General features: G+C 50.5%; 21 protein-coding genes and 1 tRNA gene. 10 read left to right on the plus strand and 12 right to left on the minus strand.

Annotated elements, in window-relative coordinates; genetic code table 11:
- Positions 1 to 426: a MerR family transcriptional regulator gene (locus ACSSVF_RS08670; RefSeq protein ID WP_492402872.1), complete on the plus strand. Its 426-nt coding sequence runs from the start codon at positions 1 to 3 to the stop codon at positions 424 to 426.
- Between the two features lie 106 nt (positions 427 to 532).
- A tRNA-Pro gene (locus tag ACSSVF_RS08675) sits at positions 533 to 609 on the plus strand.
- A gap of 35 nt (positions 610 to 644) precedes the next feature.
- Here ACSSVF_RS08675 and ACSSVF_RS08680 read toward each other — a convergent pair.
- Together ACSSVF_RS08680 and ACSSVF_RS08685 are read right to left on the minus strand one after the other, a co-directional pair.
- On the minus strand, positions 645 to 1,046 hold the full coding sequence (locus ACSSVF_RS08680) for a hypothetical protein (protein WP_492402874.1): 402 nt from the start codon (positions 1,044 to 1,046) through the stop codon (positions 645 to 647).
- A gap of 220 nt (positions 1,047 to 1,266) precedes the next feature.
- On the minus strand, positions 1,267 to 3,378 hold the full coding sequence (locus ACSSVF_RS08685) for a putative bifunctional diguanylate cyclase/phosphodiesterase (protein WP_492402876.1): 2,112 nt from the start codon (positions 3,376 to 3,378) through the stop codon (positions 1,267 to 1,269).
- Positions 3,379 to 3,631: 253 nt separating this feature from the next.
- Between ACSSVF_RS08685 and ACSSVF_RS08690 the strand changes: the two genes are divergently transcribed.
- The 3 genes from ACSSVF_RS08690 to rluB all read left to right on the plus strand — a co-directional run bounded on the left by ACSSVF_RS08690 (position 3,632) and on the right by rluB (position 7,615).
- Positions 3,632 to 4,624 (plus strand): hypothetical protein, encoded by a 993-nt coding sequence (locus ACSSVF_RS08690; protein WP_492402878.1) that lies wholly within the window; start codon positions 3,632 to 3,634, stop codon positions 4,622 to 4,624.
- Between the two features lie 37 nt (positions 4,625 to 4,661).
- Entirely contained in the window at positions 4,662 to 6,347 is a 1,686-nt protein-coding gene (gene recJ / locus ACSSVF_RS08695; protein ID WP_492402879.1) for a single-stranded-DNA-specific exonuclease RecJ, read from the plus strand.
- Between the two features lie 158 nt (positions 6,348 to 6,505).
- Positions 6,506 to 7,615, plus strand: coding sequence for a 23S rRNA pseudouridine(2605) synthase RluB (gene rluB, locus ACSSVF_RS08700; protein ID WP_492402881.1), 1,110 nt, complete (start codon positions 6,506 to 6,508; stop codon positions 7,613 to 7,615).
- A gap of 251 nt (positions 7,616 to 7,866) precedes the next feature.
- Here the strand turns inward: rluB and prmB are convergent, their stop codons facing one another.
- The 8 genes from prmB to xseA all read right to left on the minus strand — a co-directional run bounded on the left by prmB (position 7,867) and on the right by xseA (position 17,801).
- A complete protein-coding gene (gene prmB, locus ACSSVF_RS08705; protein WP_492402882.1) occupies positions 7,867 to 8,769 on the minus strand; it encodes a 50S ribosomal protein L3 N(5)-glutamine methyltransferase in 903 nt (300 codons plus the stop codon).
- 4 nt (positions 8,770 to 8,773) lie between these two features.
- Positions 8,774 to 9,913 carry a succinyl-diaminopimelate desuccinylase gene (gene dapE / locus ACSSVF_RS08710; RefSeq protein WP_492402884.1) on the minus strand — a complete coding sequence of 380 codons (1,140 nt, stop codon included), beginning with the start codon at positions 9,911 to 9,913 and terminating at the stop codon, positions 8,774 to 8,776.
- Positions 9,914 to 9,918: 5 nt separating this feature from the next.
- Complete coding sequence (locus ACSSVF_RS08715; RefSeq protein WP_492402886.1) at positions 9,919 to 10,272, minus strand: ArsC family reductase; 354 nt, start codon at positions 10,270 to 10,272, stop codon at positions 9,919 to 9,921.
- 120 nt (positions 10,273 to 10,392) lie between these two features.
- On the minus strand, positions 10,393 to 12,465 hold the full coding sequence (locus ACSSVF_RS08720; protein WP_492402887.1) for a bifunctional diguanylate cyclase/phosphodiesterase: 2,073 nt from the start codon (positions 12,463 to 12,465) through the stop codon (positions 10,393 to 10,395).
- Between the two features lie 284 nt (positions 12,466 to 12,749).
- Positions 12,750 to 13,577, minus strand: a complete 828-nt coding sequence (gene dapD / locus ACSSVF_RS08725) for a 2,3,4,5-tetrahydropyridine-2,6-dicarboxylate N-succinyltransferase (protein WP_492402889.1) — start codon at positions 13,575 to 13,577, stop codon at positions 12,750 to 12,752.
- A 105-nt stretch (positions 13,578 to 13,682) separates the two neighbouring features.
- A complete protein-coding gene (locus tag ACSSVF_RS08730) occupies positions 13,683 to 14,495 on the minus strand; it encodes a M48 family metallopeptidase (RefSeq protein WP_442586880.1) in 813 nt (270 codons plus the stop codon).
- Between the two features lie 94 nt (positions 14,496 to 14,589).
- Positions 14,590 to 16,473, minus strand: a complete 1,884-nt coding sequence (locus ACSSVF_RS08735; RefSeq protein WP_492402892.1) for a potassium transporter Kup — start codon at positions 16,471 to 16,473, stop codon at positions 14,590 to 14,592.
- A gap of 107 nt (positions 16,474 to 16,580) precedes the next feature.
- On the minus strand, positions 16,581 to 17,801 hold the full coding sequence (gene xseA / locus ACSSVF_RS08740) for an exodeoxyribonuclease VII large subunit (protein ID WP_492402894.1): 1,221 nt from the start codon (positions 17,799 to 17,801) through the stop codon (positions 16,581 to 16,583).
- A gap of 243 nt (positions 17,802 to 18,044) precedes the next feature.
- Between xseA and ACSSVF_RS08745 the strand changes: the two genes are divergently transcribed.
- Entirely contained in the window at positions 18,045 to 19,046 is a 1,002-nt protein-coding gene (locus ACSSVF_RS08745) for a lytic transglycosylase domain-containing protein (RefSeq protein WP_492402896.1), read from the plus strand.
- Between the two features lie 115 nt (positions 19,047 to 19,161).
- The gene (locus ACSSVF_RS08750; protein WP_492402898.1) at positions 19,162 to 19,665 is read left to right on the plus strand and encodes a disulfide bond formation protein B; all 504 of its coding nucleotides are present in this window, start codon (positions 19,162 to 19,164) and stop codon (positions 19,663 to 19,665) included.
- A 71-nt stretch (positions 19,666 to 19,736) separates the two neighbouring features.
- Here the strand turns inward: ACSSVF_RS08750 and ACSSVF_RS08755 are convergent, their stop codons facing one another.
- Entirely contained in the window at positions 19,737 to 20,687 is a 951-nt protein-coding gene (locus ACSSVF_RS08755) for a hypothetical protein (RefSeq protein ID WP_492402900.1), read from the minus strand.
- Positions 20,688 to 20,753: 66 nt separating this feature from the next.
- Positions 20,754 to 21,911, minus strand: coding sequence for a GGDEF domain-containing protein (locus tag ACSSVF_RS08760; protein WP_492402902.1), 1,158 nt, complete (start codon positions 21,909 to 21,911; stop codon positions 20,754 to 20,756).
- 195 nt (positions 21,912 to 22,106) lie between these two features.
- Between ACSSVF_RS08760 and cysM the strand changes: the two genes are divergently transcribed.
- The 3 genes from cysM to ACSSVF_RS08775 all read left to right on the plus strand — a co-directional run bounded on the left by cysM (position 22,107) and on the right by ACSSVF_RS08775 (position 25,337).
- The gene (cysM, locus tag ACSSVF_RS08765; protein ID WP_492402904.1) at positions 22,107 to 23,000 is read left to right on the plus strand and encodes a cysteine synthase CysM; all 894 of its coding nucleotides are present in this window, start codon (positions 22,107 to 22,109) and stop codon (positions 22,998 to 23,000) included.
- Complete coding sequence (locus ACSSVF_RS08770; RefSeq protein ID WP_492402905.1) at positions 23,000 to 24,988, plus strand: hypothetical protein; 1,989 nt, start codon at positions 23,000 to 23,002, stop codon at positions 24,986 to 24,988. The genes cysM and ACSSVF_RS08770 overlap by 1 nt, the downstream gene beginning before the upstream one ends.
- A gap of 103 nt (positions 24,989 to 25,091) precedes the next feature.
- The gene (locus tag ACSSVF_RS08775; RefSeq protein WP_492406332.1) at positions 25,092 to 25,337 is read left to right on the plus strand and encodes a hypothetical protein; all 246 of its coding nucleotides are present in this window, start codon (positions 25,092 to 25,094) and stop codon (positions 25,335 to 25,337) included.
- The last annotated feature ends 80 nt before the right edge of the window (positions 25,338 to 25,417 follow it).

A 25,417-nucleotide genomic window follows, 5' to 3' on the forward strand; every position in this document is an offset into this window, starting at 1 on the left:
ATGGTCGAAGCGCAAAAAATCACGTTACCGCCTATCCCCGCCAAGCGCTACTTCACCATCGGTGAGGTCAGCGAGCTTTGCGGTGTAAAACCACACGTATTGCGCTACTGGGAACAAGAGTTTACCCAGCTCAAGCCGGTCAAACGCCGCGGCAATCGCCGTTACTACCAGCATCATGAAGTCCTGCTGATCCGTAAAATCCGCGAACTGTTGTATGAGCAGGGGTTCACCATCAGTGGCGCACGTAATCGCCTGGATGGTGTAGAAGAGAAAGCCGATAAAGCAGGCCGCCTGGCCGCTGAATCTGCGGCTAGCTTGAATACAGCAGCTCTTGCTGCTGAAGCTTCAAGATTACCCTCTGTCGATATTCTGGCGTTAAAAGAGCAGATCCAGCAGGTCATTAACCTGCTCAAAGTCGCCGCTTAATCAGCCTTCCAAATACACAAAACCGCATATTCTGCTTAGCGAATATGCGGTTTTGTTTTATAATTCAGCCTTCTTTTCAGGCGGGTTCCCGCTTGAAATCAAATGTCGGGGCGTAGCGCAGCCTGGTAGCGCACTTGCATGGGGTGCAAGGGGTCGTGTGTTCGAATCACACCGTTCCGACCAACATCAAATCTACACAAGTCCTGTCACATTCATCATCATTTATTTTTGCGCTGATCTAAGTATTGATCACCAGCTTTATGATTTGCCGCATACATTTCATCTAGCCTTTTATTCAATGCGTCACATTTATCTTTTAGCTGTTCGGAATCTTCTAGCCCATCATTAAGGTGTGCCATTGCAACATCATATCTCTGGTTTTTCTGCTTTTGCGTTAAGCCTGGTTCATTCATGGATGCATTGATTTCTTTCATCCGCTTTATGCGAATGTTTGATTTGCTTGAATATTTAGCGCATGTTGCTTCTTGCTCAGCTTCAATTTTTTTGATTTCGGCTTTAGAAAATGGCATTGCCTTTTCATAAGTATTAGTTGTGGTGATTGATTGCTGCGCGCATGATGCAGTGAGTAAGACAGCCAAAGAAATTATTACTCTTATCACAATAGGCCTTACCTTCTACACGTAATTTGAAATACAGGTTGTGTCAGGTTTCGCATTTTATCGATGTTTAAGGATCCTTGATGGTGCGAAATAAGAGCCTCGAACCTTTCATGCTATTGATAAACTTGCGTTTGTAAAGTCATCTACCGGCGGATATCACTGCCATTAAAACAACACAAAGTTTCCTAGAACCCTGTTAAATGGCGGGTATTCTCAAATTTTAGGCACTGATATCAGTGGCAACGGCAGCCTGGCTAGTGGTTTGTTTTTGTGAGGGGTGGTGGGCAGAAAAATGCCGGGAGAGCGCTTCGCTCAGCGGCGCTGGCCTGTTGAGGTAAAAGCCCTGTGCATATGCGACACCCATTTCGTTCAGGCAGTCCAGCGTAGCCTGATCTTCCACATATTCAGCAATGGTTTGAATGTTCATCGATTCAGCCACGCTTTGAATGGCTTTGGCCATCGCCAGGTCCACCTTGTTGATGGTGATATCTTTTACGTAAGCGCCATCCATTTTGAGAAAGTCTACCGGTAAGTGTTTCAGGTAGCTGAAAGAAGACATGCCACTGCCAAAGTCGTCCAGCATAAATCGTGTCCCCATCGCTTTTAATTCAGTAATCAATTTGATGGTGTGGTCGATATTGATGATGGCAGAGGTTTCCGTGACCTCAAAGCAGACATGGCTGGGTGAAATCTCATAGTTGGCAAAGCAGTTTTTAATATAGGGCAGCAGGGTAGCGTCACCTAAAGACATGCCGGAAAGATTGATGCTGACGATAAATGGCTTAGTGGCCGATTGTGTTTTGAATAATGGCTGCAATGCCATAAATGCGTGCTGAATCACCCAACGATCGATTTTGGTCATCAATTGATAACGTTCGGCGGAGGGCAGGAATTCGGCTGGAGGAATAATGCCGCCATTTTCGTCGCGCTTACGGATCAGGATTTCGTAGAAAGGCGGCAGCTCTTTCTGCTGCATGGGGAATATGCCCTGGCAATACAGCACAAAGTCATTGTGTTCTATGGCTTCGTTAATGCGTAATACCCATTCCATTTCAACGTGGCGCTTGAGTAACACATCATCTTCAGGATGGAACAGGTGAATCTGGTTACGGCCATTATCTTTTGCGACATAGCAGGCTGCATCTGCATGGCGGGTGACCTGGCCCACATCTTTCAGGTCTGCGGTGACTTCAACAATGCCGATACTGATGCCGGTCTGGAACAGGCGGCCTTCATGCATGAATCTGAATGCTTCTACCATTTGGCGCAACTGCGCTGCGATCTCGATCGCTTTTTCAACCTGGCAATAGCTCAGTAATAAACCGAATTCATCGCCGCCCAGCCTGGCAAAAGTGTCTTCAGCACGAATACGCTGACTCAGGATCATGCTGATCTGCCTGAGCATTTCATCGCCAGCAGGATGGCCGCAGGTGTCGTTGATCACACGGAACTGGTCCAGATCCATATAGCAAAACACATGGTTGGCTTTGTGCTGTTTCACGTCTTCCAGCGCTTGTTGCAAACGCCTTTCCAGTTCCTGACGGTTGACCAGGCCAGTTAAGGCATCATGCCGTGCCTGGTAACGTAATTGCGCCTGGGCATCCTGGATACGATGACGCATGTCGGCTTCAACATGCTGCATCTCTCTGGAAATCTCATTGATCGTGGTTTGCAGGGAATGGATTTCCGGCAAGCTGTTTTTGACCTGACTGATGTGCTGGTTACCCACCACAAAACGTTTGAGCGCAGCCGTCATTTCGCGTATGGGTTGGCTGATAGAACGGCTCACCCAATACACCAGCACCGAACATAGCATTAGCCCCAGGGTGATGTAACCGATATTCCGGATAAATGCCTGACGGTGATCTTCTACCATCGCGGCTTTATCAATGGCGACAAACACATATCCTAGCAGGGCGTGCTTAGCTTCTGTGGTGAAAATTCTCACCATGGTCACGTCATGCGTAGCCTGCTGCATCACATGGGTATCTTGCTGTGGTAATGATTCGTCCACGATGAAAGAAGCGCCAAGTTGCGCCAGCGGGCGGTTAGCCGCATCGGAAATCATTAATGAAAGATAAGGCTCACGGTCAAGCTGGCTGGCTTTTAGCAAACGATCAATGTAAGGGCGGCCATGCAGCTCTGATTGATTATGCACAACGGCAGAGAGGAATTTTGCGGTGGTTAACGCATGTTGGCTCAGCTTGTCTTCATCGCTCTGCAATTGCTTTTGAAAATCAAATAGCAAGAAGGAACAGGATAAAGCAAATACTGGCGCAATCACCAGTAATAGTAGTCTGGACTGAATACCTAAGGTTTGGAAAAATTGCATGGTTCCAGATAATTCATTTAATTCAAAGCAACGGCTAATACGTAGTGATGATCATGGTCAATGGCGCTTGCTGCAGTCATGACATCCCCCCAGATTTCGTGTATAAGTCCAAAAGATACTTAAGGTAACATTTTATCTGCTGTGTTTTACCAAGCCAGCAAAGTTTACCAGATCGCTAATCCGGCCCGCCAGCAAGTTGAACCAGCCAGCAGATTGTTAACTTGTTTTTGCAGAAGAGTGTATTTGTTTTTTCATGATACAGCAAATTTATATCACAGATTATTTGTCTGATGCAGCCGCCGAATCCGCGGCGGTGATTCAGCGTATTACCGATCAATGCCCCTTGCTTCTGAAAGCTGACTGGCAAGTAGATGCTGCCACGCCGTTGAATGCTTTATTTAGCACCTTGCACGATGTAGATCGCACACCTGGCGTATCAAAAGTGGCTGCAGTCCTGCGTGGACGGCAGGCTTCGATCACCGGTGTGCCTGCGTTATGTCTGTTGCCAGTGCATCTGGGTTTACAGCGAGATACTTTTTCGCTGCAGGGAACCGTTCAAATGTCGCCAGAGAGTTATGCGTATTTGACGGAAACCCTGCAACAGCACTTTCAGCAGGATTTTATCGTACATGCCACCGCCGACCAGCGATTCTGGTGGATACAGCCCCTGAATCCGCTTGAAGTACAGTGCTCCTGGCCGCAAGACTGTTTATACCAGCAGGCATTTCAGTGGCAGCCACAAGGCACACACGCTTCGTTGATACGGCAATGGACCAACGAAAGCCAGATGCTGCTACACCAGTTTTCTAATGCCCCTCACTTGCCGGGCTGGCCGGAGCAATTGAATAGTCTCTGGTTTGCCAGTGTGCCGGAAATGCCGGTATGGAAACATCGCTGGCAAGCTGTTTTTGGCGCCGGGGTTGTGTTTGACGGCTTGCGTGTATCGCAGTTGCCGGCCGTGAAGCAGTGTTCAATGGCAGAGGCGCTGGAAGATGAAACCATCACTAACGCGCTCATGGTCGTTGACCAGATAGAACAGGTGGACTGGCATCGTCTTTCTGCTGCATTGATGAAAGGTCGCATATCCATGCTTGAGATCACCTTGCCACTTGCAGAGCGTAGCGTAAAAGTGACTTATAAAAAGCGCTATCGCTGGCAGTTCTGGCGCAAGACGCATACCTTGCCGGGCCTGTTTGAAAAACTTGAAGCGTCATTGCCAACCTTTAAATTACCAGCGTCCGTTTGAGCGTGTGGTCGTTATCCGGAAATAAAACTCAGCAAAGATGAAGATTCAGCAAAGACAATACACAACTAGCGCGTTGCAGGCCTTGCAAGCGCAGGGCTTACCCGAAATATTGGCCCGTTTGCTGGCAGCCAGGCAAGTGTCAGCCGATGACTGGGGCTTGCAGGAGATGCCGCACTTGCTCAAACCGCAGGCGCTGACTGGCTGTGGCGAGATGGCCAGGCTGCTGGCAAATGCCATCCAGGAAAAGAAAAAACTCCTGATCATTGGTGATTATGATGCTGATGGCGCGACTGCCACCAGCGTGGCCATGCGTGGCTTAAGCATGATGGGGGCGCAGGTGGATTTCCTGGTGCCTAACCGGTTTGAATATGGTTATGGCTTAACGCCTGAAATTGTCGCGCTAGCCTCACAACAGCAACCGGATGTGATCCTGACAGTAGATAACGGCATTGCCAGCATTGATGGCGTCAGCGCGGCGAAAGCCTTAGGCATGCAGGTGTTGATCACCGATCACCATTTGCCTGCCGAACAAACCCCGATAGCAGATTGTATTGTGAACCCGAATCAGCGGGGCTGTGATTTTCCGAGTAAACATCTGGCTGGTGTCGGGGTGATGTTTTATGTACTGATTGCCTTGCGGGCCGAACTCAAGCAACGTGGTTTATTGGCAGGCGAGGAAGTTCACCTGGGAAGCTTGTTGGATCTGGTGGCTTTAGGTACCGTGGCTGACCTGGTTAAACTGGATGCGAATAACCGTATCCTGGTACGGCAGGGCTTAAAACGTATCCGGCAAGGGTTGGCTTGTCCTGGCATCCTGGCGATTTTAAAACTGGCCGGGCGCAATGCCGAGCAAGTCACTGCACAAGACTTGGGATTTTATGTTGGCCCACGCCTGAATGCAGCTGGCAGGCTGGATGATATGACGATTGGTATCCGTTGCCTGCTGGCGACCACGCCGCAAGAAGCCATGATTTATGCGCAGCAGTTACACGTATTAAATGCCGAGCGCAAACAAATCGAAGCCGAGATGCAGTGGGATGCCATGGCTGACCTGACGCAGGACTTTCAAGATAGCCAATACACCATCAGTGTGTTTCAGCCAGACTGGCACCAGGGTGTGATTGGTATCCTTGCCTCACGCATTAAAGAGCGTTTCCACCGGCCGGTGATTGCATTTGCCGATGCTGGTGATGGCCTGATCAAGGGCTCAGGGCGTTCGATTGCCGGGCTGCACCTGCGTGACGCCCTGGATCTGGTGACCAAGCTGCAACCTGATTTGATCCTCAAATTTGGCGGGCATGCCATGGCCGCCGGCCTGAGCATACGCGAACAGGATTTTGCCCTTTTTCAGCAAACGTTTGAGCAAGTAGTGCAGCAACTGATTAATGCGGAAACGCTGCAACAAGTGCTGGAAACAGATGGCGCGCTAGCCGTACAGGAAATGACGCTACACAATGCAGAAATCCTTGGCCATCAGGTATGGGGTCAGGGCTTTCCACCACCTTTGTTTTATGATGATTTTGAAGTCATACAGCAACGCATCCTGGGTGAAAAACATCTTAAACTACGTTTGCAAAAACAGGGTGCGCAGTTCGAGGCCATTTATTTCCAGCATGCGACCTTGTTGCCTGATCAGGTGACACTTGCTTATGCCCTGCAAATCAACGAATTTAATGGCGCCAGGAATCTGCAATTACAAGTGGTACATGCAGACATAGCCTGATGCCGGACATACGTATTTAAATTCCCCCGGGCAAGTTGCATGCATCCTGCCGTTTCCAGGGCGGGGGTTCAGCCAGGGTTTTCTAGCCAGACAAGATTTAGCCTTAGGGCGAAGCTCTTAAATACGGTAAAATACAGCCTTCATTCAAGAGGTTAAACATGGCGCGTCCATTTAAAACACCTAAACCAGGTTCCCCCGCAAAACGTCCAGCAGCACCCCAGCCACCTGTTGCAGAAGTAGAAGGCGACGAGCCGGGTGCTCCCGCACGTGCCGGACATCGCTTGCATAAACTGCTGGCACTGGCAGGGTTCGGGTCGCGGCGCGATATGGAAACACTGATTGAAAGTGGCCGCATCACGATTAATGGCCAGGTGGCAGTGTTAGGGGCCGTCGTCATTGAGCAGGACATCGTGCGCCTGGATAGCCGTATTCTGCACTTGCCGTTTGAACCGGAATTACCGCAGATATTGCTGTACCACAAACCGGAAGGCGAATTGGTCAGCCAGGATGACCCGGAAGGGCGCGCCACGGTATTTGATAAATTACCCAAGATCAAACAGGGTAAATGGATTGCGATTGGCCGCCTGGATATGAACACCAGTGGCTTGCTGATCTTTACCAATTCAGGTGAGTTAGCTAACCATTTTATGCATCCGCGTTATGAAGTCGAGCGCGAATATGCCGTGCGTATCCTGGGGGAACTGACAGAAGACCAGCTCGCGCAACTGAAACAGGGTATTGAGCTGGAAGATGGCCCGGCCAACTTCGAGAGCATCCACGCCAGTGGTGGCGAAGGTGTCAACAAATGGTATCAGGTCGTCATCAAAGAAGGCCGTAACCGCGAAGTACGCCGCTTGTTCGAGGCATTTCACTTGCCAGTCAGCCGTTTAATGCGCGTGCGCTTCGGCCCGATCAATTTACCGCCACGCCTGAAGCGCGGCACCATGCTCAAGCTGGAGCAAAAACAGGTGGTGGGTATTCTGGAGTGGGCAGGTTTGCCGGTGCCACACAAACCACTCAAGCAATTAAGCCCGCGTGAAAAAGACCGTGCGACCAGTGTGTTTGTGCCTAAAGTACGCAAACAACGCCGCAGCCTGCTGGAAAGCGCGAATGGCCCAGCGCCTGCAGAAAAACCTGCACGTCCTGCACCGCCACCGGGCTCTCGCCGTATTCGCCAGGATTCAGATTTAAAACAGGCTTCACGCCAGAATGCACGCGTGAACACGGGTGCTAAAAAGCGCAGTGACAGGGATCGCGGACGTGGTTAACTGCTTAAATAAACCTCACTGAGGTTTATTTAAGCGAATATGAGGCGCGTGGAGTAAGTTGTTTTTACGCTTGATGCGTCTCAAGCAATGACCCGGAATCAATCTTCAAAATACTCAATCTGATTCCGTTAGCTCGCTTGCTCAATGCTGGTATGGGTTGGTCGTTAAACCATGGTTGCACCGCAAGCGATGACCGTCTATAACCAGTCCCTGGACTGGGGAAGTAACGTTTTGTTTGGGTCGCCTTAGCTTTACTCCGCTTGCAAACCAGCTTCAGTCAGGTCTTCTTTGGTCAGCATAAACACAAACTGGTCACCACCGCTGGTATCCAGCCAGGTGAATGGCAGGTCAGGATAAGCCTCATGCAATGCATCGCGGTTGTGGCCAATCTCTACGATCAGTACGCCGCCATCATTCAAGTATTCGCTAGCCTGCGTCAACAAGGTGTGCGTATGATCAAGTCCGTCATCGCCGCTACCTAATGCCAGTTGTGGTTCCTGGCGATATTCTGCCGGCAGTTCAGCCATGCTAGGTGCATCGACATAGGGCGGGTTACTGATGATCACATCATATTTGCGCCCTTTGAGTGCGGCAAACATATCGGATTGCACTGCTTGTACCTGGTCTTCCAGGCCGTAGCGCTGGATATTGATATTGCTGACATCAATCGCATCCGGTGAGATATCGATGACATCGATATGCGCATTGGGGAAAGCTTCAGCCAGTAAAATACCCAAACAGCCAGAGCCAGTGCAGATATCGGCGGCGGATTCGACCATTTCAGGAAACTCTACCCACGGTTGCAAGCCATTTTCCAGCAGTTCGGCGATAAACGAACGTGGCACAATCACACGTTCATCGACATAAAATTTATATCCGCGCAGCCAGGCTTCATTGACCAGGTAAGCGGTCGGCGTGTGCTCGATGACGCGTTTCTCGATCAGGGTAGCCAGGTGCTGGTTTTCTTCCGTGGTCAGGCGCGCATCCAGGAAGTTATCCAGGGTGTCATGTGGCAGGTGCAGGGCGCTCATGACCAGCCAGACGGCTTCGTCATAGCTGTTGTCCGTGCCATGACCATAAAAAATATCTGAATGTTCAAAACGACTCACCGCGTAGCGCAGCCAGTCACGAATGGTTTGTAGAGTGTTGGTCATCAATTTATTTCAGCAGTAATTGCATGGTGCGTTTGTAGGTTTCTTTAAGCGGTTCGATATCAGCCACCGCCACACATTCGTTTAGCTTATGAATCGTGGCGTTCAAAGGCCCGAACTCAATGACTTCGCGGCAAATATCGGCAATAAAGCGCCCGTCAGAGGTGCCGCCTGTGGTCGATAATTCAGGCGTGATGCCGTAACTTTGTTTAATCGCCTCGCTGATGGCTGCCACCAGTTCACCGCGTGGCGTGATATAGGACTGGTTATGCTCCCAGTCCAGCGTATATTCCAGCGCATGTTTATCCAGAATGGCATGCACACGTGAGCGCAGGCTGGTTTCTGCACTGCCTTGGCCATCGACTTCAGGGCAATAGCGGAAGTTAAACAATATCTCGACTTCGCCCGGCACGACATTAGTTGCGCCGGTGCCGCCATTCATATTGGAGATTTGCCATGAGGTAGGCGGAAAGTATTCGTTACCGTTATCCCACACTGTTTCTACCATGTCTTTAATCGCCGGGGCGACTAAATGAATCGGGTTTTTCACCAGGTGCGGGTAAGCAATATGGCCCTGAATACCTTTGACGACGAGCTTGCCGGATAAAGAACCACGACGACCATTTTTAATCATGTCGCCCACCAGCTTGTTGCTGGTTGGTTCGCCGACGATGCAATAATCAAACGTTTCGCCGCGCGCCTGTAGCGCTTCTACCACTTTCACGGTGCCTTCAATCGCAATGGCTTCTTCATCCGAAGTCACCAGCAAGCCAATCGAACCCGGATGATCCGGGTTTTCAGCAATGAATTCTTCAATACTGGTGATAAAAGCTGCCAGTGAGGTTTTCATATCTGCTGCACCGCGGGCATACAGCATGCCGTCTTTAATGGTCGGTTCAAACGGCGGGGTATGCCATTGATCCAGCGGGCCCGTGGGTACTACATCGGTGTGCCCGGCAAATACGATCAGTGGGCTAGTCGTGCCACGTCGCGCATAGAAATTGTCTACCTCGCCAAAGCGCATGCGTTCGATCTTAAAGCCGAGAGGCTCCAGGCGAGCGATCATGGTTTCCTGGCAATCGGCATCTTCCGGTGTCAGTGAGCGGCGTTTGAGTAAATCAATGGCAAGTTCCAGCGTCTTGGACATAAGCATTATTCTTTGGCAAAAAGTTGGGAGTAATCGGCTTCGTTAAAGCCAAGCGCGATGATCTGATCGTTATTGACCAGTAACGGCCGTTTAATGACTGAGGTTTTGTCCTGCATCAGCGGCAATGCACTGGCTGCATCTACCACGGCATTTTTTTCGGCGTCACCCAGGTTGCGCCAGGTCATGCCACTACGGTTGACCAGCTTCTCCCAAGGTTGCTGGGCTAGCCATTGTTGTGCGGTGGCGGTGTCCAGGCCGAGTTTTTTAAAATCGTGGAATTCATAAGCGATGGCGTGCTGATCCAGCCAGGCGCGCGCTTTTTTGACGGTACTGCAATTGGGGATGCCGTAAAGTTTCATGGCGATAATTTTTGTGCAAAGAAACTATTTTACCAGCCAGTGACTTGGGCGTTGCAATTTATTCGGAGCATACGGCATGGATGGCGCATTCAGGTTGAATGCAGGCGACGAGCGTGAAGGTTAAAACAGGCTTTTGGTGGTGGACCTGAGTTGCAGTTCACTGAATACATCAAACAGGAATTTCTGTTCTACCGGTTTAGAGAACAGGTAGCCTTGCATCTGGTCGCAGTTGATGCTGACCAATGCCTGGCGCTGATCTTCATCTTCCACCCCTTCAGCGACGACATTCAGGTCCAGGGCATGCGCCAGTTTGACGATAGCTTCGACAATAGACAGCGAGGTTTTTGAAGCGGCTACGCCTTTGGTCAATGACCTGTCCAGTTTCACTTCGCTGATCTCCAGGTCTTGCAGATGCGTCAGGCTGAATGGGTGCAAGCCAAAATCATCCAGTGATATTTTCAAACCCTGTTTCTTGAAGTGGCGCAAGGTTTCCTTGAACTGGGCCTGGTGGTGGATAGCCGTGGTTTCCGAGACTTCCAGTATCAGGTTACGCGCTTCCACCTGATGTTGTTCCAGGATGGATTGAATATGTGTATCCAGGTGTTTGTTCCTGAATTGCTGGTTAGACAGATTGACAGAAATACTCAGGTCTATGCCTCTATCCCTGGCCTGGCTGATGGTGCTGCAGGTTTGCGAAATGACCCAGGCGTTGATTTCTTCAATCATGCCAAAGCGTTCGGCTGCCTCGATAAAGTGGGTAGGCGAGAGCAGGCCGCGGGTCGGGTGCTGCCAGCGTAGTAACGCTTCTGCGCCATGCACCAGACGGGTGACGGCATCGACCTTGGGCTGGAACAGCAGCCTGAATTCCTGCTCGCTGATGGCTTTTTTCAGCTCAATGCGCGTTTGCTGCATTTCGTCTGAAGCCTGCTCGATTTCGGCATCGAAGAAGCGGTACTGGTTTTTACCGTTTTCCTTGGCCTTGTACATGGCGGCATCGGCATTCAATTTGAGTTTTTGCAGATTGCCATCCTGCGGATACATGGAAATGCCGATAGAGCAGGAAATCTCGATCACGTGATTTTCAATGACGAAGGTTTCACGCAAGGAATCGATAATGCGCTGGATGACAGTCACCGCGCTCTGGTGATTTTCGATCTCACTAAGCACTGCAATAAACTCATCGCCACCGGCACGCGCCACGTAATCACAATTACGGATGGCATTGCTGATGCGTTTGGCCACCTCGATCAATAGCAAGTCACCTATGTGGTGACCAAACTGGTCGTTCACCGGTTTAAAGTGGTCAAGATCGATATAGGCGAGCGCCAGGGACTCACCATTGCGGTCACAGCGATTGGCGCTGATGGCGAGATGCTGGTTGAGCGCATCACGGTTAGGCAGATGGGTGAGCGGGTCGTAGGCGAGGAATTTTTTGTTGGCGGTTTGCGTATTGCGGAAAGTCAGTTTGCTTTGTGTGATATCGACATTACGCTCATAAAAAATCACCAGGATAAACGAGGTGATAAACAGCAGCACCGGTGCCAGTGTGAGCAGCAGCACCAGGTAATTGCCCGCCTGGTCGGTAGGCTGGCCGATAAACATATTGTTGTGCAGGATGCTGAGATTGATCGCTGCATGCGAGGCCAGGAAGCCAAGTGCTATTTCAATTGAAAACATCACTTTCAGTCGTTGCAGGGCTTTGCCTTCATAACTCTTGATCCACAGCATGGTGACAATGGCGAGTGCGGATGTCAGGCAGGTGAGGAAAAATGCAAATAAAGCAGTCCAGGTATCAATGCGGGCGTTAATCGTACCGGCGCTGATCTGGTAGAAATAGGAAAGCAGGTAACCACTGATGGCGGCTGCGAATGACGCGTATAGCAGTTCACGCAAAGGTAGTTTTTTCTTGTTGACGGTATTCAGTAACGAGAGTGCGAGCATATATGCGCACAACAGGCTACCGATAAAGTCGACCGGGTGTTCAGTGATTTTGGGGAAGTTATCTGCGGACATCTGATAGCCGCAATGTAGCAGGAATACGCCCAGCGCAACGATAAGCGCATTTTTCCTGAGCATGGAATCGTGGTGTTTGGCAGTGACTTTACGTAGTCTGTCCACCAATTCAAACGCAAAATAGCACCCGACCACACTGAGTGTGAACAGAATCGGGATAAAGAGTTGCGTTGTAGTCATATGAGTAATTACACGATTATTTTGATTGTTTGTGTTGTGACACTACTACGGTTTTTAACTTGTACGTTTTGTTACTTGATCTTTGCTGCTTGTTGAGTGTTTCTCCACATTAAATACTTCCTGTTTTCATACATCATGACGGGAATCAAATGAATAACGACCTTTACAACTGATAACTTGAGCCCGGCCTGAAAGTCAGACCAGGTCAAGCTATGGCATACGCAATCACCCAGGCTAGGCCTGGCAAGGTGTAGGCAATGATTCCCGTTGCTACAGGCCTTGAATTAAATGCCGCGTAATAATTCGTTAATGCCAACTTTGCTCAATGTTTTAGCATCGACTTTTTTCACGATCACAGCGCAATACAGGCTGTATTTGCCATCACTTGAAGGCAGGTTGCCGGACACAACAACGGAGCCTGCTGGCACGCGGCCATAATGCACTTCGCCAGTTTCGCGGTCGTAGATTTTGGTGGATTGGCCAATGTATACGCCCATTGAGATCACGCAGTTATCTTCTACCACTACGCCTTCAACCACTTCAGAACGCGCGCCGACAAAGCAGTTATCACCAATGATGGTTGGGCCTGCCTGTACAGGTTCCAGCACGCCGCCGATGCCTACGCCACCGGACAAATGCACGTTTTTACCGATTTGCGCACATGAGCCGACAGTCGCCCAGGTGTCGACCATGGAACCTTCACCGACATAGGCGCCGATGTTCACATAAGAAGGCATGAGTACGGTGTTTTTGGCGATGAAAGAGCCTTTACGCACGATCGCATTTGGCACAACGCGGAAGCCACCGGCTTTGAAGTCTTCTTCAGTATAGTCGGCAAATTTCGGGTCTACTTTGTCAAAATAGCGCGTCACGCCATCGTCCATCAGGTAGTTATCTTTCAGGCGGAAAGACAGCAGCACGGCTTTTTTCAGCCATTGATGCGTTTCCCATTGCTGGGTGTCGCCGATACGGCTGGCCACACGCAGTTTTCCAGTGTCGAGGTCATCAAGAATGGAAGCAACGGTTTGCTTGATTTCTGCGGATGCATTCGCAGGGTTGATGTTGGCGCGGTCTTCAAAAGCCGCCTCAATAATGCTTAGACGTGGATCCATGATGCTCTCTAATGATAGGGTGATAGTAAACCCGAAATTTTAACCTAATTTCGGGTTTTTAGTGCTGATTGTATGTGGTTGCGGTTGTGCCACGCTTGGTGGCAGTTATTTAGATTTTGCCGCCAGGTAAAGTGGCATCACCTTAGGCGTTAACGCTTGCAAATCCTTGATGCGGTTTTCGCTGGAAGGGTGGGTGCTTAAAAACTCCGGCGGGGCTTCTTTATTGGCCGCCATCATTTTCTTCCACAAGCTGACAGCCGCTTCAGGGTTGTAGCCAGCGCGCGCAGCTAACTCCAGGCCCATGCGGTCGGCTTCGCGTTCCTGTTCCCTGCCATTAGGCATGGAGAACAGCAACTGGCTGCCCATGCCGGCGCCTTGCGCAGCCATGCTGCCGGCTGTACCGCCAACCACTGTCGCCAGGGCCTGCAAGCCAAACTGCTGGATATACGCTTGTGACATACGCTCGCGACCATGTTCACGCAAGGCATGCGCGATTTCATGGCCAATCACTGCGGCCAGTTCGTCGTCTGTCGCATTCAGTTTTTCAGCCAGGCCAGAGAACACCATGATTTTGCCACCCGGCATACAGTAGGCATTCAACTGGTCATTCTTTTCGACATTGACTTCCCATTTCCATTTCGCTGCATCCGGGCGGAAAACGCCAACCTGGGCAATCAGCCGGTTTGAAATGGTGGTGACACGGTTCAATAAGGCTTTATCCGCATTCAGGGTGTTGTTTTTCTTGGCAGTCTGCAATGTTTCGGTATAAGACTGTGATGACATCTCATTGACCGTGCTGGTAGGCAGCAGCAATAACTGGCTGCGCTGCACGCCGGACACACTGTTATTGGTGGTGCTGGCGCAAGCAGAAAGCAAGGCACACATGACGGCGACAGAGGTGGTTTTAATCAATGACATTTGTTTTTCCTTTCTCGATGCTGGAGCGTTTCCAGTCTGGATAAAGCGTTATTTTCTTATACTGTTTTTGTGTGGCAGCAGCATGTTACCACCCCTAGATCTTGACTTGTGAACCCAGTTCTACCACCCGGTTAGGCGGTAACTTGAATTGGTTGGTAATGGTTTCCGCCGTCCTGAACAAGCCAATGAAGATCTTTTTACGCCAGAATGCCATGCCTGGCTTATCCGAAGCAATCAGACTCTCTTTGCCGACAAAGAAAGAGGTATCCATGGTATCCAGGGTCAGGCCTTGTGCTTCTGTCAATGCCAGGTCACGCGGCAGGTCAGGCTCATCCATATAGCCATAACGAATGGTGACACGATAGAAACCATAGGCCAGGTTTTCAACCGCGATGCGTTCTTCCTGGCTGGTATAAGGGTAATCTTCAAATCGCACGGTCAGTATGACCACGCTGTCATGCAAGACCTTGTTGTGTTTGAGATTATGTAATAGCGCATGGGGCACGCCGTCCGGGTTAGGCGTCATAAACACGCCGGCGCCATTCACACGGGCTGGCGGATGTGCGCCTATCGCCTGGATAAACGGCACCAGTTCCATGGATTCTGATCTGAGGATGCGATATAACAATGCGCGCCCGGTTTTCCAGGTCCGCATCAGTGTGAAGATGATCAGCCCCATCAATAACGGCACCCAGCCGCCATCAGGGATTTTGAGGATATTGGCGGTAAAGAAAGACAAATCAATCACCAGGAACACCGAGATCAGGCAAGCGGTTTTAAATTTGCTCCATCCCCATAAGTGATGGAAGACCACCGCTGCCAGCAAGGTGGTGATGACCATGTCGCCGGTCACGGCAATGCCGTAGGCCGCAGCCAAATCACCAGAGCTGCCGAAAATCACCACCAGGCCCATGGTGGCGAGCATCAGGCCCCAGTTCACTCTTGGCATATAGACCTGGCCCTCGGTCTGTTCAGAGGTGTGTGCAACGTGCATGCGCGGGATAAACCCAAGTTGCAATGCCTGGCGTGAGACTGAGAACGCACCGGTGATCACGGCCTGAGAAGCAATCACAGTGGCCAGCGTGGCTAATAGAATTAATGGAAACAGCGCCCAGTCCGGGGCCAGGTGATAGAAAGGGTTCTGGATAGATTCAGGGTCGGCAAGAATAAGTGCGCCCTGGCCGAAATAGTTACAGATCAAGGCAGGTAATACAAACAAAAACCAGGCCAGGCGTATCGGTTTGCGGCCAAAATGCCCCATATCGGCATACAAGGCCTCGGCACCGGTGACCGCGAGGACGACAGCGCCTAGTGCGATAAAGGCAATTTTGGGTTGGGTGCTAAAAAACAGGTAAGCATAATAAGGGCTAAGTGCTTTGAGGATTTCAGGGTGGTGGCTGATATTGATGACGCCGAGAATGCCAAGCACTGCAAACCAGGTCAGCATGATAGGGCCAAAAAACGCGCCCATCACCGCAGTGCCTTTGCTCTGTGCCCAGAACAACAGGAAAAGCACAAATAGCGTGATAGGCACTATCCAGTCATCCAGTTGAGGCGCAGCAACCTCCAGCCCTTCCACTGCCGACAATACCGAGATCGCCGGGGTGATCATGCCATCGGCATAAAACATGCAGGCGCCGATAATACCCAGCATCATGATGCGTTTACGCTGGTCCGGCTCGCCACCTGCATAACGGCTTGCCAGTGACAGCAGCGCCATAATGCCGCCTTCACCGCGGTTATCTGCCCGCATGATAAAAGCCACATATTTAAAGGAAACAATGAGCAGAAGCGCCCAGGTGATCAACGATAAAATACCGTAAACATTGTCTTGCGTGAGTAGAAGTGGGTGATGGCCTACCGCAAATACTTCTTTCATCGTGTAGAGGGGGCTGGTTCCGATATCACCAAATACCACCCCTAGTGCGGCAAGCGCCATAGTATGGAGTGCCGCGGGCTGACTTTTTGTATTGTCCATTGTGTGAACGACGTAAAGCAAACGGTCATTATCTGTCAATTTGACGGCTTAACCAAAGACTTTCGCTACCGCTCGCGTATGGATATGTTAATAATATTTAATAAGTATTAATTGTCAGTTTTAGCGATTTGCGTGACCACGACCTCGGCAGCGCCCTGGTGCAAAGTCAGTCGCAAAGACTCGTCTTTTGCCAGTTGCTGCGAGTCTGTCACCGGTTGGCCATCTGCTTTCTGCACAATGGCATAACCACGCGCCAGCACCTGGTGTGGGTTGAGCTGTTGCAGGCTGGTCGAAAAATGTTCCAGTCGTCGCGATTGTTTATGCAACAGGTTTTGCATGGCTAATTGCAGACGGTGCTGCCATTGCTGTAGCGATTGTTTTTGCTGCTGCAATTGCTGCGTTGGAGAAACCAGCCTGCGCGATAAGTAATCCAGCGTTTGCGCCTGCTTTTGCAACAGGGATTGCATGGCACGCATCAGGCGCGCTTGTGATTGCGTGAGTTGTGAACGCAACTGTGACTGGTCAGGGCAAGCCAGTTCTGCAGCGGCTGTCGGTGTCGCTGCGCGCAGGTCAGCGACAAAATCAGCAATGGTAAAGTCGGTTTCATGCCCAACGCCACTGATGGTGGGCAAACGGCAATCTGCAATGGCGCGTGCCACCACTTCTTCGTTAAAAGACCATAAATCCTCAATACTGCCGCCGCCCCGGCAAATCAATAATGTATCCACTTCCTGTCGCTGATCGGCCTGGCGGATCGCATTGGCAATCAGTTCTGCCGAGCCTTTGCCTTGCACCGGCGTCGGGTAAATGATCACCGCCATGCCAGGGTAGCGTCGGCGTATCGCCGTTAACACATCGCGCAAGGCCGCAGCATCTGGCGAGGTGACAACACCGATACGTTGAGGGTCTGCAGGAATGGTTTTTTTGCGGGATTGGTCAAACAAGCCTTCGGCCTGCAAGCGCTGTTTTAATTGCTCATAGGCTTCATACAGACGCCCTAAACCGGCTGGCTGCATAAATTCAATGGTCAGCTGGAAATCGCCACGTGCTTCATACAGGGTGACCGTCGCGCGCGCTTCAATCGAATCGCCTTCACGCGGCATGTTTTCCACCAGGCTGTTGCGCCCTTTGAACATCACGCAACGCACTTGCGCCTTGGCATCCTTGAGTGAAAAGTACCAGTGGCCACTGGCCGCACGGGTGAAGTTGGAAATTTCACCGCTGATCCAGAACAACGGGAAACTGGTTTCCAGTAGCTCTTTGGTGAGTCGTGTCAGGTCGCTGACACTTAAGAATTGCTTGGAGGAGGTCGATAACAAACTAGCCATAGGCGCACATTATCCAACAGCCGGTTGTGATTTGGCTATTTTTCTGTCACACCCGGCAAGATTTTTTCTGCGAACCCGGCAAGCTGCAAGATATAAAAAATTAAATAAAAAAATACCTTTTACCTGTGCCTGGTACCCCAACTTTCACACGCACGGCGGGCACTTTGTCGGCGTGCACGAGTCCCTAAGTAGAGAGTCAGGCATTGAGAGGTTGCTATCGCCATACCTAAGAGGGTGTCAAACATGCAAGTAAACACACACGCATATGCAGCGCGCAAGACAGGCTTGTTGATTTCACTATTGTTTACCATGGCGTATCTCACGCTATGGTCGTTGTCGTCTTATGCTGACGATGAAGTGGTCATGAATCAGCCAGCAGAAGAGATTGCAGGCGATGCAATTCCCCAGGCAAATGAGCCTGTGCCCAGTTACAGCCGCGAACAGTCAAAGATGCAGAATGAAGGCTACAAGCAATTTATCAAGTTGCAAACCAGCCTGGCTGCAGGCACTAAAAACGCGCTTGGTTTAAGCAGTTATGAGCAGGCGTATACCCATTATTGCGCTCTCGCTGGCGAAGCACACAATGCCGATGCGCAATTTGCCATGGGCTGGTTTTACAGCACCGGTAAAGGCGTAGAAGTGAATCATGATATTGCGGCGCGCTTTTTCAGCCTGGCGGCGATTCAAGGCCACAGGGACGCCAGGGAGTGGCTGGATAAAGAGCCGGGAAATGTCGAGCTGGCGAAACTGCCTGCATGTATGCATAGCCAGGAGAATTCTGCTGCTCAAATGTTGTACCGCAAGCGCGGGCCGGTGTATCAACTGGTCAAAAAACATGCGCCAAGCTATGGCGTGGATGTGGATCTTGCCATGGCGGTGATTGCGGTGGAATCCGGCTTTAACCCGAAAGCCACCTCGCGCAAGAAGGCGCAGGGCCTGATGCAATTATTGCCGGATACGCAGGCCAGGTTTCATGTCAAGGATGCTTATGATCCCGAGCAGAATATCAAAGGCGGGTTGTCGTATCTGCGCTGGCTGATCACTTATTTCAAAGGCGATGTAGAGCTGGTCACGGCAGCCTACAACGCGGGCGAAAATGCGGTGCAGCGGCATCAGGGCATCCCGCCTTACCCGGAAACACGTAATTATGTGAAACGCATTGCCGTTTACTATAAAAAGAAGCATCACGAAGTCAGGCAAAAATCAGCCATGCGCCAAAGTGATATTGCACTAGCGGCATCCTGAACCAGCTTTTTTAATCAAACATTCAATAAAATTCGAGAACCATATAGCAGCCTGAGCCATCATAAGCACGATATCTATTACAATTTCAGTCTTATTCAATGCGCGGGAGCAAGCAATGTGTCAATGGTTTAAAGGGAAGGGCGGCTATGTACTGGGGTTTCTGGCCTGTTTTGGGATCGTAGCATTGGCTCTTGCGATACAGGTACATTACAACCTGGAACCCTGTCCACTCTGTATTTCACAGCGTATTATTTTTATGAGTATAGGTGTGCTGTTTCTCGTGCATGCTTTTGTGCCGCCTAAATCCTGGTTAAGCACCGGTCTGGTCGTGGTTGAAGTGCTCACCGCTTTGGGTGGCGTAGGCGTCGCCATTCGCCACTGGTGGTTGCAAGTACACAAGGACGAAATCATCGCCGACTGCGGCGTAGGCTTTGATTACATGTTTGAAAACTTCCCGTTGAAGAAGGCATTGACGCTGGTGTTCCGCGGTACCGGCGATTGCGCTGCGATTGACTGGACTTTCCTCGGGCTGACCCTGCCGCAACTCGGCCTGATCAGCTTTGTGTTATTTGGCGGTTATGCCGTATTCCTGTTTCGCGTGCGGCGCTGCAATCGTTGATTGCCAGCCTATCTTTATAAAGTGATTGCTTCATAGAATACCGCCCTGGTTTTAAGCCAGGGCATTATTTTTTACAGCATGGCAGATTGCCTGGAAATCGTCTCATGCCACTCCTGAAACTGGCTTTCGCATGAATGCTCAGCCAGCTGCGGCACCATATCATTAGGGATGTCGGAGGCGCGTAATTTGGCTGTTTCCCGTTTCACGCAACCCAGGTATTTGGCTTTGGCATAAATCTCTTCGGTGTGCATGCTGGCAATGGCCTGATCAGCCTGGTTGAGAGATTGGCACAATGGTGCTTGCTGGCTGCTCGAAGCGTAGCTGGTATTCTTTTGCATATGGATCACGTTGGCAATATCCTCACCCCGCTTGTGTATCCAGCCTTCCAAAATCTCGTTACCGCAACTTTCGTTCTGGCAACGCATGACACTCTTGATCAGCCATGCTGCCTGCTTGGTCATACGCTCTTCCGAAATGCCGCAGTTATGGATGACATCATGCGAGCGTGACATATACAGCTTGTAATTGGCGCGCCAGCTGGCATGGCTGGCACAAGCGACTTTGCGCAAGGGGTTGGACATCGCGCATTGCTCAGTGGGCATGCTTTGCAATCGCTCGGGTGCTTTATTGCCAACCCGGCGGCAAGCCAGTGAAATCGCCTGGCCATAAGCCTGTGTGATGCCCCAGAACGATAGTCTGGCACGGCTGAATTCCGGGCTGTTTTTCAGTGTGCCATCATTTTTCCAGTCCAACGTTTCTGAGGACATGTTCGATTTATGAAAGACTACCTCACGTTCAGCTTCCATAGAGAACTCACTGCACGACGCCTGTACAAATTTGGTGGTGATGGTGTCGTCATGATCGTCTGCCCTGAGTTTGAAACGGATCATATCGTCGAGTTGCCCGACTTGTAGTGAGTCCAGATCGACCGCTACCGTAAGGAATTTTTCGCGGCCTTGGACGGTTTGCCATTGCTCTGCATGCGCATTTGAACTGATGCATAATAAGGCGGCTACAAACACTAAACTTCTAAACAGCATAAATGAAGGTTAAACCGAAAAATAAATGGGAACGCTCGCTAAGATAACTTAAGCGATAGCTGAGGAATATACACTATTGCGACCAGCCTGTTTGGCTTCATACAGTGCTTTGTCAGCACGATTGATGAGTTGCGAAAGCGTATCGCCTGGTTGCAAAACGGCCACCCCGGCACTGATGGTAATAGGCCCTGACTCGTTGATCTGCAAAGCGTAGATATGTTTGCGTATCTTTTCGGCCAACTGGCAAGCCTGTTTCATTGTGGTACGTGGTGCATAGATGATTAATTCATCGCCGCCCCAACGCACGGTGATGTCATAAATGCGGCTGTATTTTTTCATACAGGTGGCGACGCTTTTCAGCACCGTGTCGCCCAGCACATGGCCGTAAGTATCATTAATTGTTTTGAAATTATCGATATCGATCAAGATCAGCGCATCCGCTGTTTTCCTGTTGGCAGCGGGGAGGGAGGCTGCAAATGTGGTTTCAAAGTGGTGCCGGTTGCTGAGTCCGGTGAGGTGATCGGTGCTGGAGAGCCTGGTTAAATTAAGCTTTTCCATTTCCAGCGCAGAGTTAGCGGCGGCCAGTTGCTCTGTACGTTGTTTGACCTGGGCTTCCAAGTCGCTATTCAAGGCTTTTAAATAGCTGGTTTGCGTTTCACGCAGGCTCTCGTAATTGTGGATGATGAAAAACTGCGCCAACAGGTAAAAACCCAGGCTCAGCAGGTCCAGATTAGTATAGTCAGAGGGGAACAACTCCAGCACATGATTGCCTATCACCAGGGAAAGCAATATGGCCAGCATGGAGTAACCGGCGACACGTCCTTTCAGGTAGAACGCCGCAGCGAGGATAAGTAATAACAGGCCGCTACGCGTTGCATTGCCGGTACCGACAAAAAATACGGTGAGAAACTGTACAAAGCATAGCCAGAGGGCGATGCTGGCGATCAGCTCCACCATTTTGTGGTATCTATGCAGTATCCAAAGCAGTATGAAGGCAACGCAGGAGAACAGCAGATCGACTTTGCCGAGGAAAGGGTTGACGTTCCAGCGGATCATACTCATGGCAAGTGAGGCCAGCCCGGCAAATGTGAAAACGTTGTTAAGGAAAATGACTTTATAGCGAACGTTAACGGTGTCGGTTAACTCCGGAAAAAGCTGGATCGGACGTAACATGACGACCAGCACCTTGCTAATCCAGTTTTTCAATATTCGTTTCCCTTGGCAATTATTGTTTTTGTGATGCGGTCAGTTTATGTAAAATGGCTACTTCGTCAGCTAACTCAGGAACACCATGAGAATTTTACATATATTAAGCTGGCGAGTGTATTAAATTATCACCTCAATTCTGGATATTTGGATGACAGATAATTCCGGGTCCGGAAAAACCTCTGTCGGTCGGTTATGAAACCATATAAAACTTTAGATGCCTTTGTCGGCAATACGCCACTAGTCGCTTTGCAGCGCATCAACCCGAATGCCAGCAACACGATTTTGCTCAAGTTAGAAGGCAATAATCCAGCCGGTTCTGTCAAGGATAGGCCTGCCTACAGCATGATCCTGCGGGCAGAACAGCGTGGCCAGATCAAGCCTGGCGACACCCTGATCGAAGCCACAAGTGGCAATACCGGCATTGCGCTGGCCATGGTGGCCGCCATGCGCGGCTATAAAATGATCTTGGTGATGCCGGAAAACCAGACCATAGAACGCAGGCAAAGCATGAAAGCGTATGGCGCTGACCTGGTGCTGACACCCAAAGATGGCAGCATGGAACTGGCACGTGATGTGGCGATGAAAATGCAGGCAGAAGGCGAAGGCATCGTCCTCGACCAGTTTGGCAACTCAGATAATCCGCTGGCGCATTATGAAGGTACCGGGCCTGAAATCTGGCGCGATACAGAAGGCAAGGTCACACATTTTGTTTCTAGCATGGGCACCACTGGCACCATTATGGGCACGTCGCAATACCTGAAAGAACAGAATCCGGCCATTCAAATTATCGGCGTACAGCCTGAGGATGGCGCCCAGATTCCAGGCATACGTAAATGGCCTGAAGCGTATATGCCGAAAATATTTGATGCCAAGCGCATAGATGAACTGCGCTATGTCAGCCAGAAGCATGCTGAAGATACGACACGCAAACTTGCCCAGCAAGAAGGTATTTTCGCCGGGATATCCAGTGGTGGGGCTTTGTATTCAGCCTTGCAACTGTCTAAAGAAGTGAATAATGCCGTGATTGTTGCCATTGTGTGTGACCGCGGTGATAGGTATTTATCTTCTGGAGTGTTTCCTGACTGATGCGTAGTTGGTGCCTGAGCCTGATTCTCTGGTCAGCACAAGCCTGTGCCATTGCCCAGATCAGCCTCAGCGCAGATAGCATCAGCAGTGACCTGTTTCAACTGGACCAAGCCAATGCTGTGCTGAATCTACACAGCAAGCAGCAAGTAAAAATCACCGCCCGGCGCCTGCAACTGGGTGATGCCACACTGGATAAACCGAATATCTCGCTGGATATCAGCCAGCGCCCGACCTTGCTGATCACTTCTGATCAACTGCAAATGCAGCCTTACCAGGTCAGGCATCCGCGCATCTTCCTGGATTACCGCCAGAAAACCCCGCAACCAGTATTGTCGCTAGATGCCGAAGTCAAGGCTTTACACGACGAAGTCTGGGGCAAGTTCCACCTCAATTGTCTAGTTCCTGCGCAGGCGGCCACTGAGACCTGGCGTTGTGAGGACGGGCTGTATGTCGATAGCCGTTCGCATATCCCGTTTAATCTATTAGTGACGCCGACCTGGAAAAGTATCAATAAAAGTGGCGAGATGGCAAAAGGTGTAGACCTTGAATTATCAGTCAACCAGGCAAAGTTCAGCGATGCGGAAGGTTTGCATGCGGCAGATAAGCTCACCGGAAAAGTCAATCTTTCTGCGCACGAGCAGGCTGGTGGCTGGCGCTGGCAAGGCGTATTTGACTGGCAACAAGGTGAATTATTCTGGCAACCGTTTTATTTTTCCGATGGCAACAAACGCTTCGAGATACATGGCTTTTACCGCCAGCCGTATATGGATATCGAACAGGCCACGCTTAGTTTGCAAGGGGTAGGCACGCTGCACAGCCAAAGCCGCGTCAACCTGGCCAGCAAAGAATTCGAGTTTTTAAAAGTCGATGCCAGCGATGTGGATTTTAATGGCGTTTACCAGGCCTTTATCCAGCCGCTGATCCCCAACTCCGCTTTCGGGCACTTGAATGTATCTGGCAAGGCTGACTGGTCATTTGAAGCCAAGGGATTGCAGCCACTGAAATTCCATCTGCATATTATGGATGCCAGTGTGGAAGACCAGCTAGGCAAATTTGGCTTTAGCCATTTGAATGCGGATATCCCCTGGGATTACGAGCAGCCTAAACAGATCTCCATGGGTTACCAATCCGGACATATTTTAAAGATCCCGTTGGGGCAAACCAAATGGCAAGCTGAAGTGAACCGTTATTCAATCACATCGCCCAGCCTGAAGCTGCCTATCCTTGATGGCGCATTGGACTTTCAGGATATTTCTGCCGCCTGGATCAACCAAAGTATGGTCTGGCATGTCAAGATGCATATGCAGCCTATCAGCATGTCGCAGTTCAGCCAGGCGTTGGATTGGCCCACCATGCGTGGCCAGATCACCGGCGCGGTGCCATTGATCACTTATGCCAACCATGAGTTGCGTATGACAGGTGACATGCAGTTCAGGCTGTTTAATGGCATGGTCGGTATGTCGGACCTGGATATCGATGACCCATTGGGTGCGGTGCCTAAATTACATGCCAATTTCACTATGCGCGATATCGACTTGGGCGAGATCACGCGCACCTTTAACTTTGGCTCTATCAGTGGCAAGCTGGAAGGCGATATCAAGCACTTGCGGCTACAGAACTGGAAACCGGTGTATATGGATGCCGTCATCCAGACCGCGGATGGCCCGTTTGAGAAGAAGATCTCGCAGCGTGCAGTGGAAAATATCACTGCGTTGGGCGGGGAGGGTACGGCGGCCGCCTTGCAGCGGACGTTCCTGCGATTTTTCAAAGAGTTTGGCTATGAAAAAATAGGCCTGCGCTGTGAGTTGCGTGGAGATATCTGCAAAATGGGTGGCGTTGAAGCGATCCCGGATGGCTTTGTCATTGTCAAAGGTAAAGGCGCGCCTTCAGTCAATGTCAATGGCTACACTAAATATGTGAGCTGGAAAGATGTGCTGGCACGCATGCAACGCGTGACGGATAGCAATAGTAAGATCATCATTGATTAGATGGCAGGTCGAAAAATTGACTAACGATGCCTGAAGCAAGTCAAAAGCAGTAATTGATTACTGGAAAGGAAGCAGATTGAATTTTGCGATGGATAAACAATATATGCGCTGGCTGCGCACAGGGGTATGGATGACTACCACCATAGTACTGACTGCGTGCGTCACCATCAATATCTATTTCCCGGCGGCGGCGGCAGAAAAAGCGGCTGATAAGGTCATTGATGAAATCTGGCAAACCCCGGCCGGGCAAACACCGGCATCTGTTCCAAATGCATCACCTAGCCCAAATCCGGCGCCTGCAGCAGCACCCGCTGTTGCTCCGGCTGTTAATCAGGAGTCTGCCCCATGAATATCATCACCACAACAATGCAGCAATGGCTGCTGCAAATGCAACTATTTAAGCGCCAGGGCTATCACATCTTTAACAAG

Source organism: Methylophilus sp. E2MeOHC9 (genome assembly GCF_058744375.1).

Excerpts from the sequence above, each read along its gene's own strand:
- ACSSVF_RS08670 (WP_492402872.1), top strand. The coding sequence starts at position 1 with ATGGTCGAAGCGCAAAAAATCACGTTACCGCCTATCCCCGCCAAGCGC.
- ACSSVF_RS08685 (WP_492402876.1), bottom strand. The coding sequence starts at position 3,378 with ATGCAATTTTTCCAAACCTTAGGTATTCAGTCCAGACTACTATTACTG.
- ACSSVF_RS08690 (WP_492402878.1), top strand. The coding sequence starts at position 3,632 with ATGATACAGCAAATTTATATCACAGATTATTTGTCTGATGCAGCCGCC.
- recJ (WP_492402879.1), top strand. The coding sequence starts at position 4,662 with ATGAAGATTCAGCAAAGACAATACACAACTAGCGCGTTGCAGGCCTTG.
- rluB (WP_492402881.1), top strand. The coding sequence starts at position 6,506 with ATGGCGCGTCCATTTAAAACACCTAAACCAGGTTCCCCCGCAAAACGT.
- prmB (WP_492402882.1), bottom strand. The coding sequence starts at position 8,769 with ATGACCAACACTCTACAAACCATTCGTGACTGGCTGCGCTACGCGGTG.
- dapE (WP_492402884.1), bottom strand. The coding sequence starts at position 9,913 with ATGTCCAAGACGCTGGAACTTGCCATTGATTTACTCAAACGCCGCTCA.
- ACSSVF_RS08715 (WP_492402886.1), bottom strand. The coding sequence starts at position 10,272 with ATGAAACTTTACGGCATCCCCAATTGCAGTACCGTCAAAAAAGCGCGC.
- ACSSVF_RS08720 (WP_492402887.1), bottom strand. The coding sequence starts at position 12,465 with ATGACTACAACGCAACTCTTTATCCCGATTCTGTTCACACTCAGTGTG.
- dapD (WP_492402889.1), bottom strand. The coding sequence starts at position 13,577 with ATGGATCCACGTCTAAGCATTATTGAGGCGGCTTTTGAAGACCGCGCC.
- ACSSVF_RS08730 (WP_442586880.1), bottom strand. The coding sequence starts at position 14,495 with ATGTCATTGATTAAAACCACCTCTGTCGCCGTCATGTGTGCCTTGCTT.
- ACSSVF_RS08735 (WP_492402892.1), bottom strand. The coding sequence starts at position 16,473 with ATGGACAATACAAAAAGTCAGCCCGCGGCACTCCATACTATGGCGCTT.
- xseA (WP_492402894.1), bottom strand. The coding sequence starts at position 17,801 with ATGGCTAGTTTGTTATCGACCTCCTCCAAGCAATTCTTAAGTGTCAGC.
- ACSSVF_RS08745 (WP_492402896.1), top strand. The coding sequence starts at position 18,045 with ATGCAAGTAAACACACACGCATATGCAGCGCGCAAGACAGGCTTGTTG.
- ACSSVF_RS08750 (WP_492402898.1), top strand. The coding sequence starts at position 19,162 with ATGTGTCAATGGTTTAAAGGGAAGGGCGGCTATGTACTGGGGTTTCTG.
- cysM (WP_492402904.1), top strand. The coding sequence starts at position 22,107 with ATGAAACCATATAAAACTTTAGATGCCTTTGTCGGCAATACGCCACTA.
- ACSSVF_RS08770 (WP_492402905.1), top strand. The coding sequence starts at position 23,000 with ATGCGTAGTTGGTGCCTGAGCCTGATTCTCTGGTCAGCACAAGCCTGT.
- ACSSVF_RS08775 (WP_492406332.1), top strand. The coding sequence starts at position 25,092 with ATGCGCTGGCTGCGCACAGGGGTATGGATGACTACCACCATAGTACTG.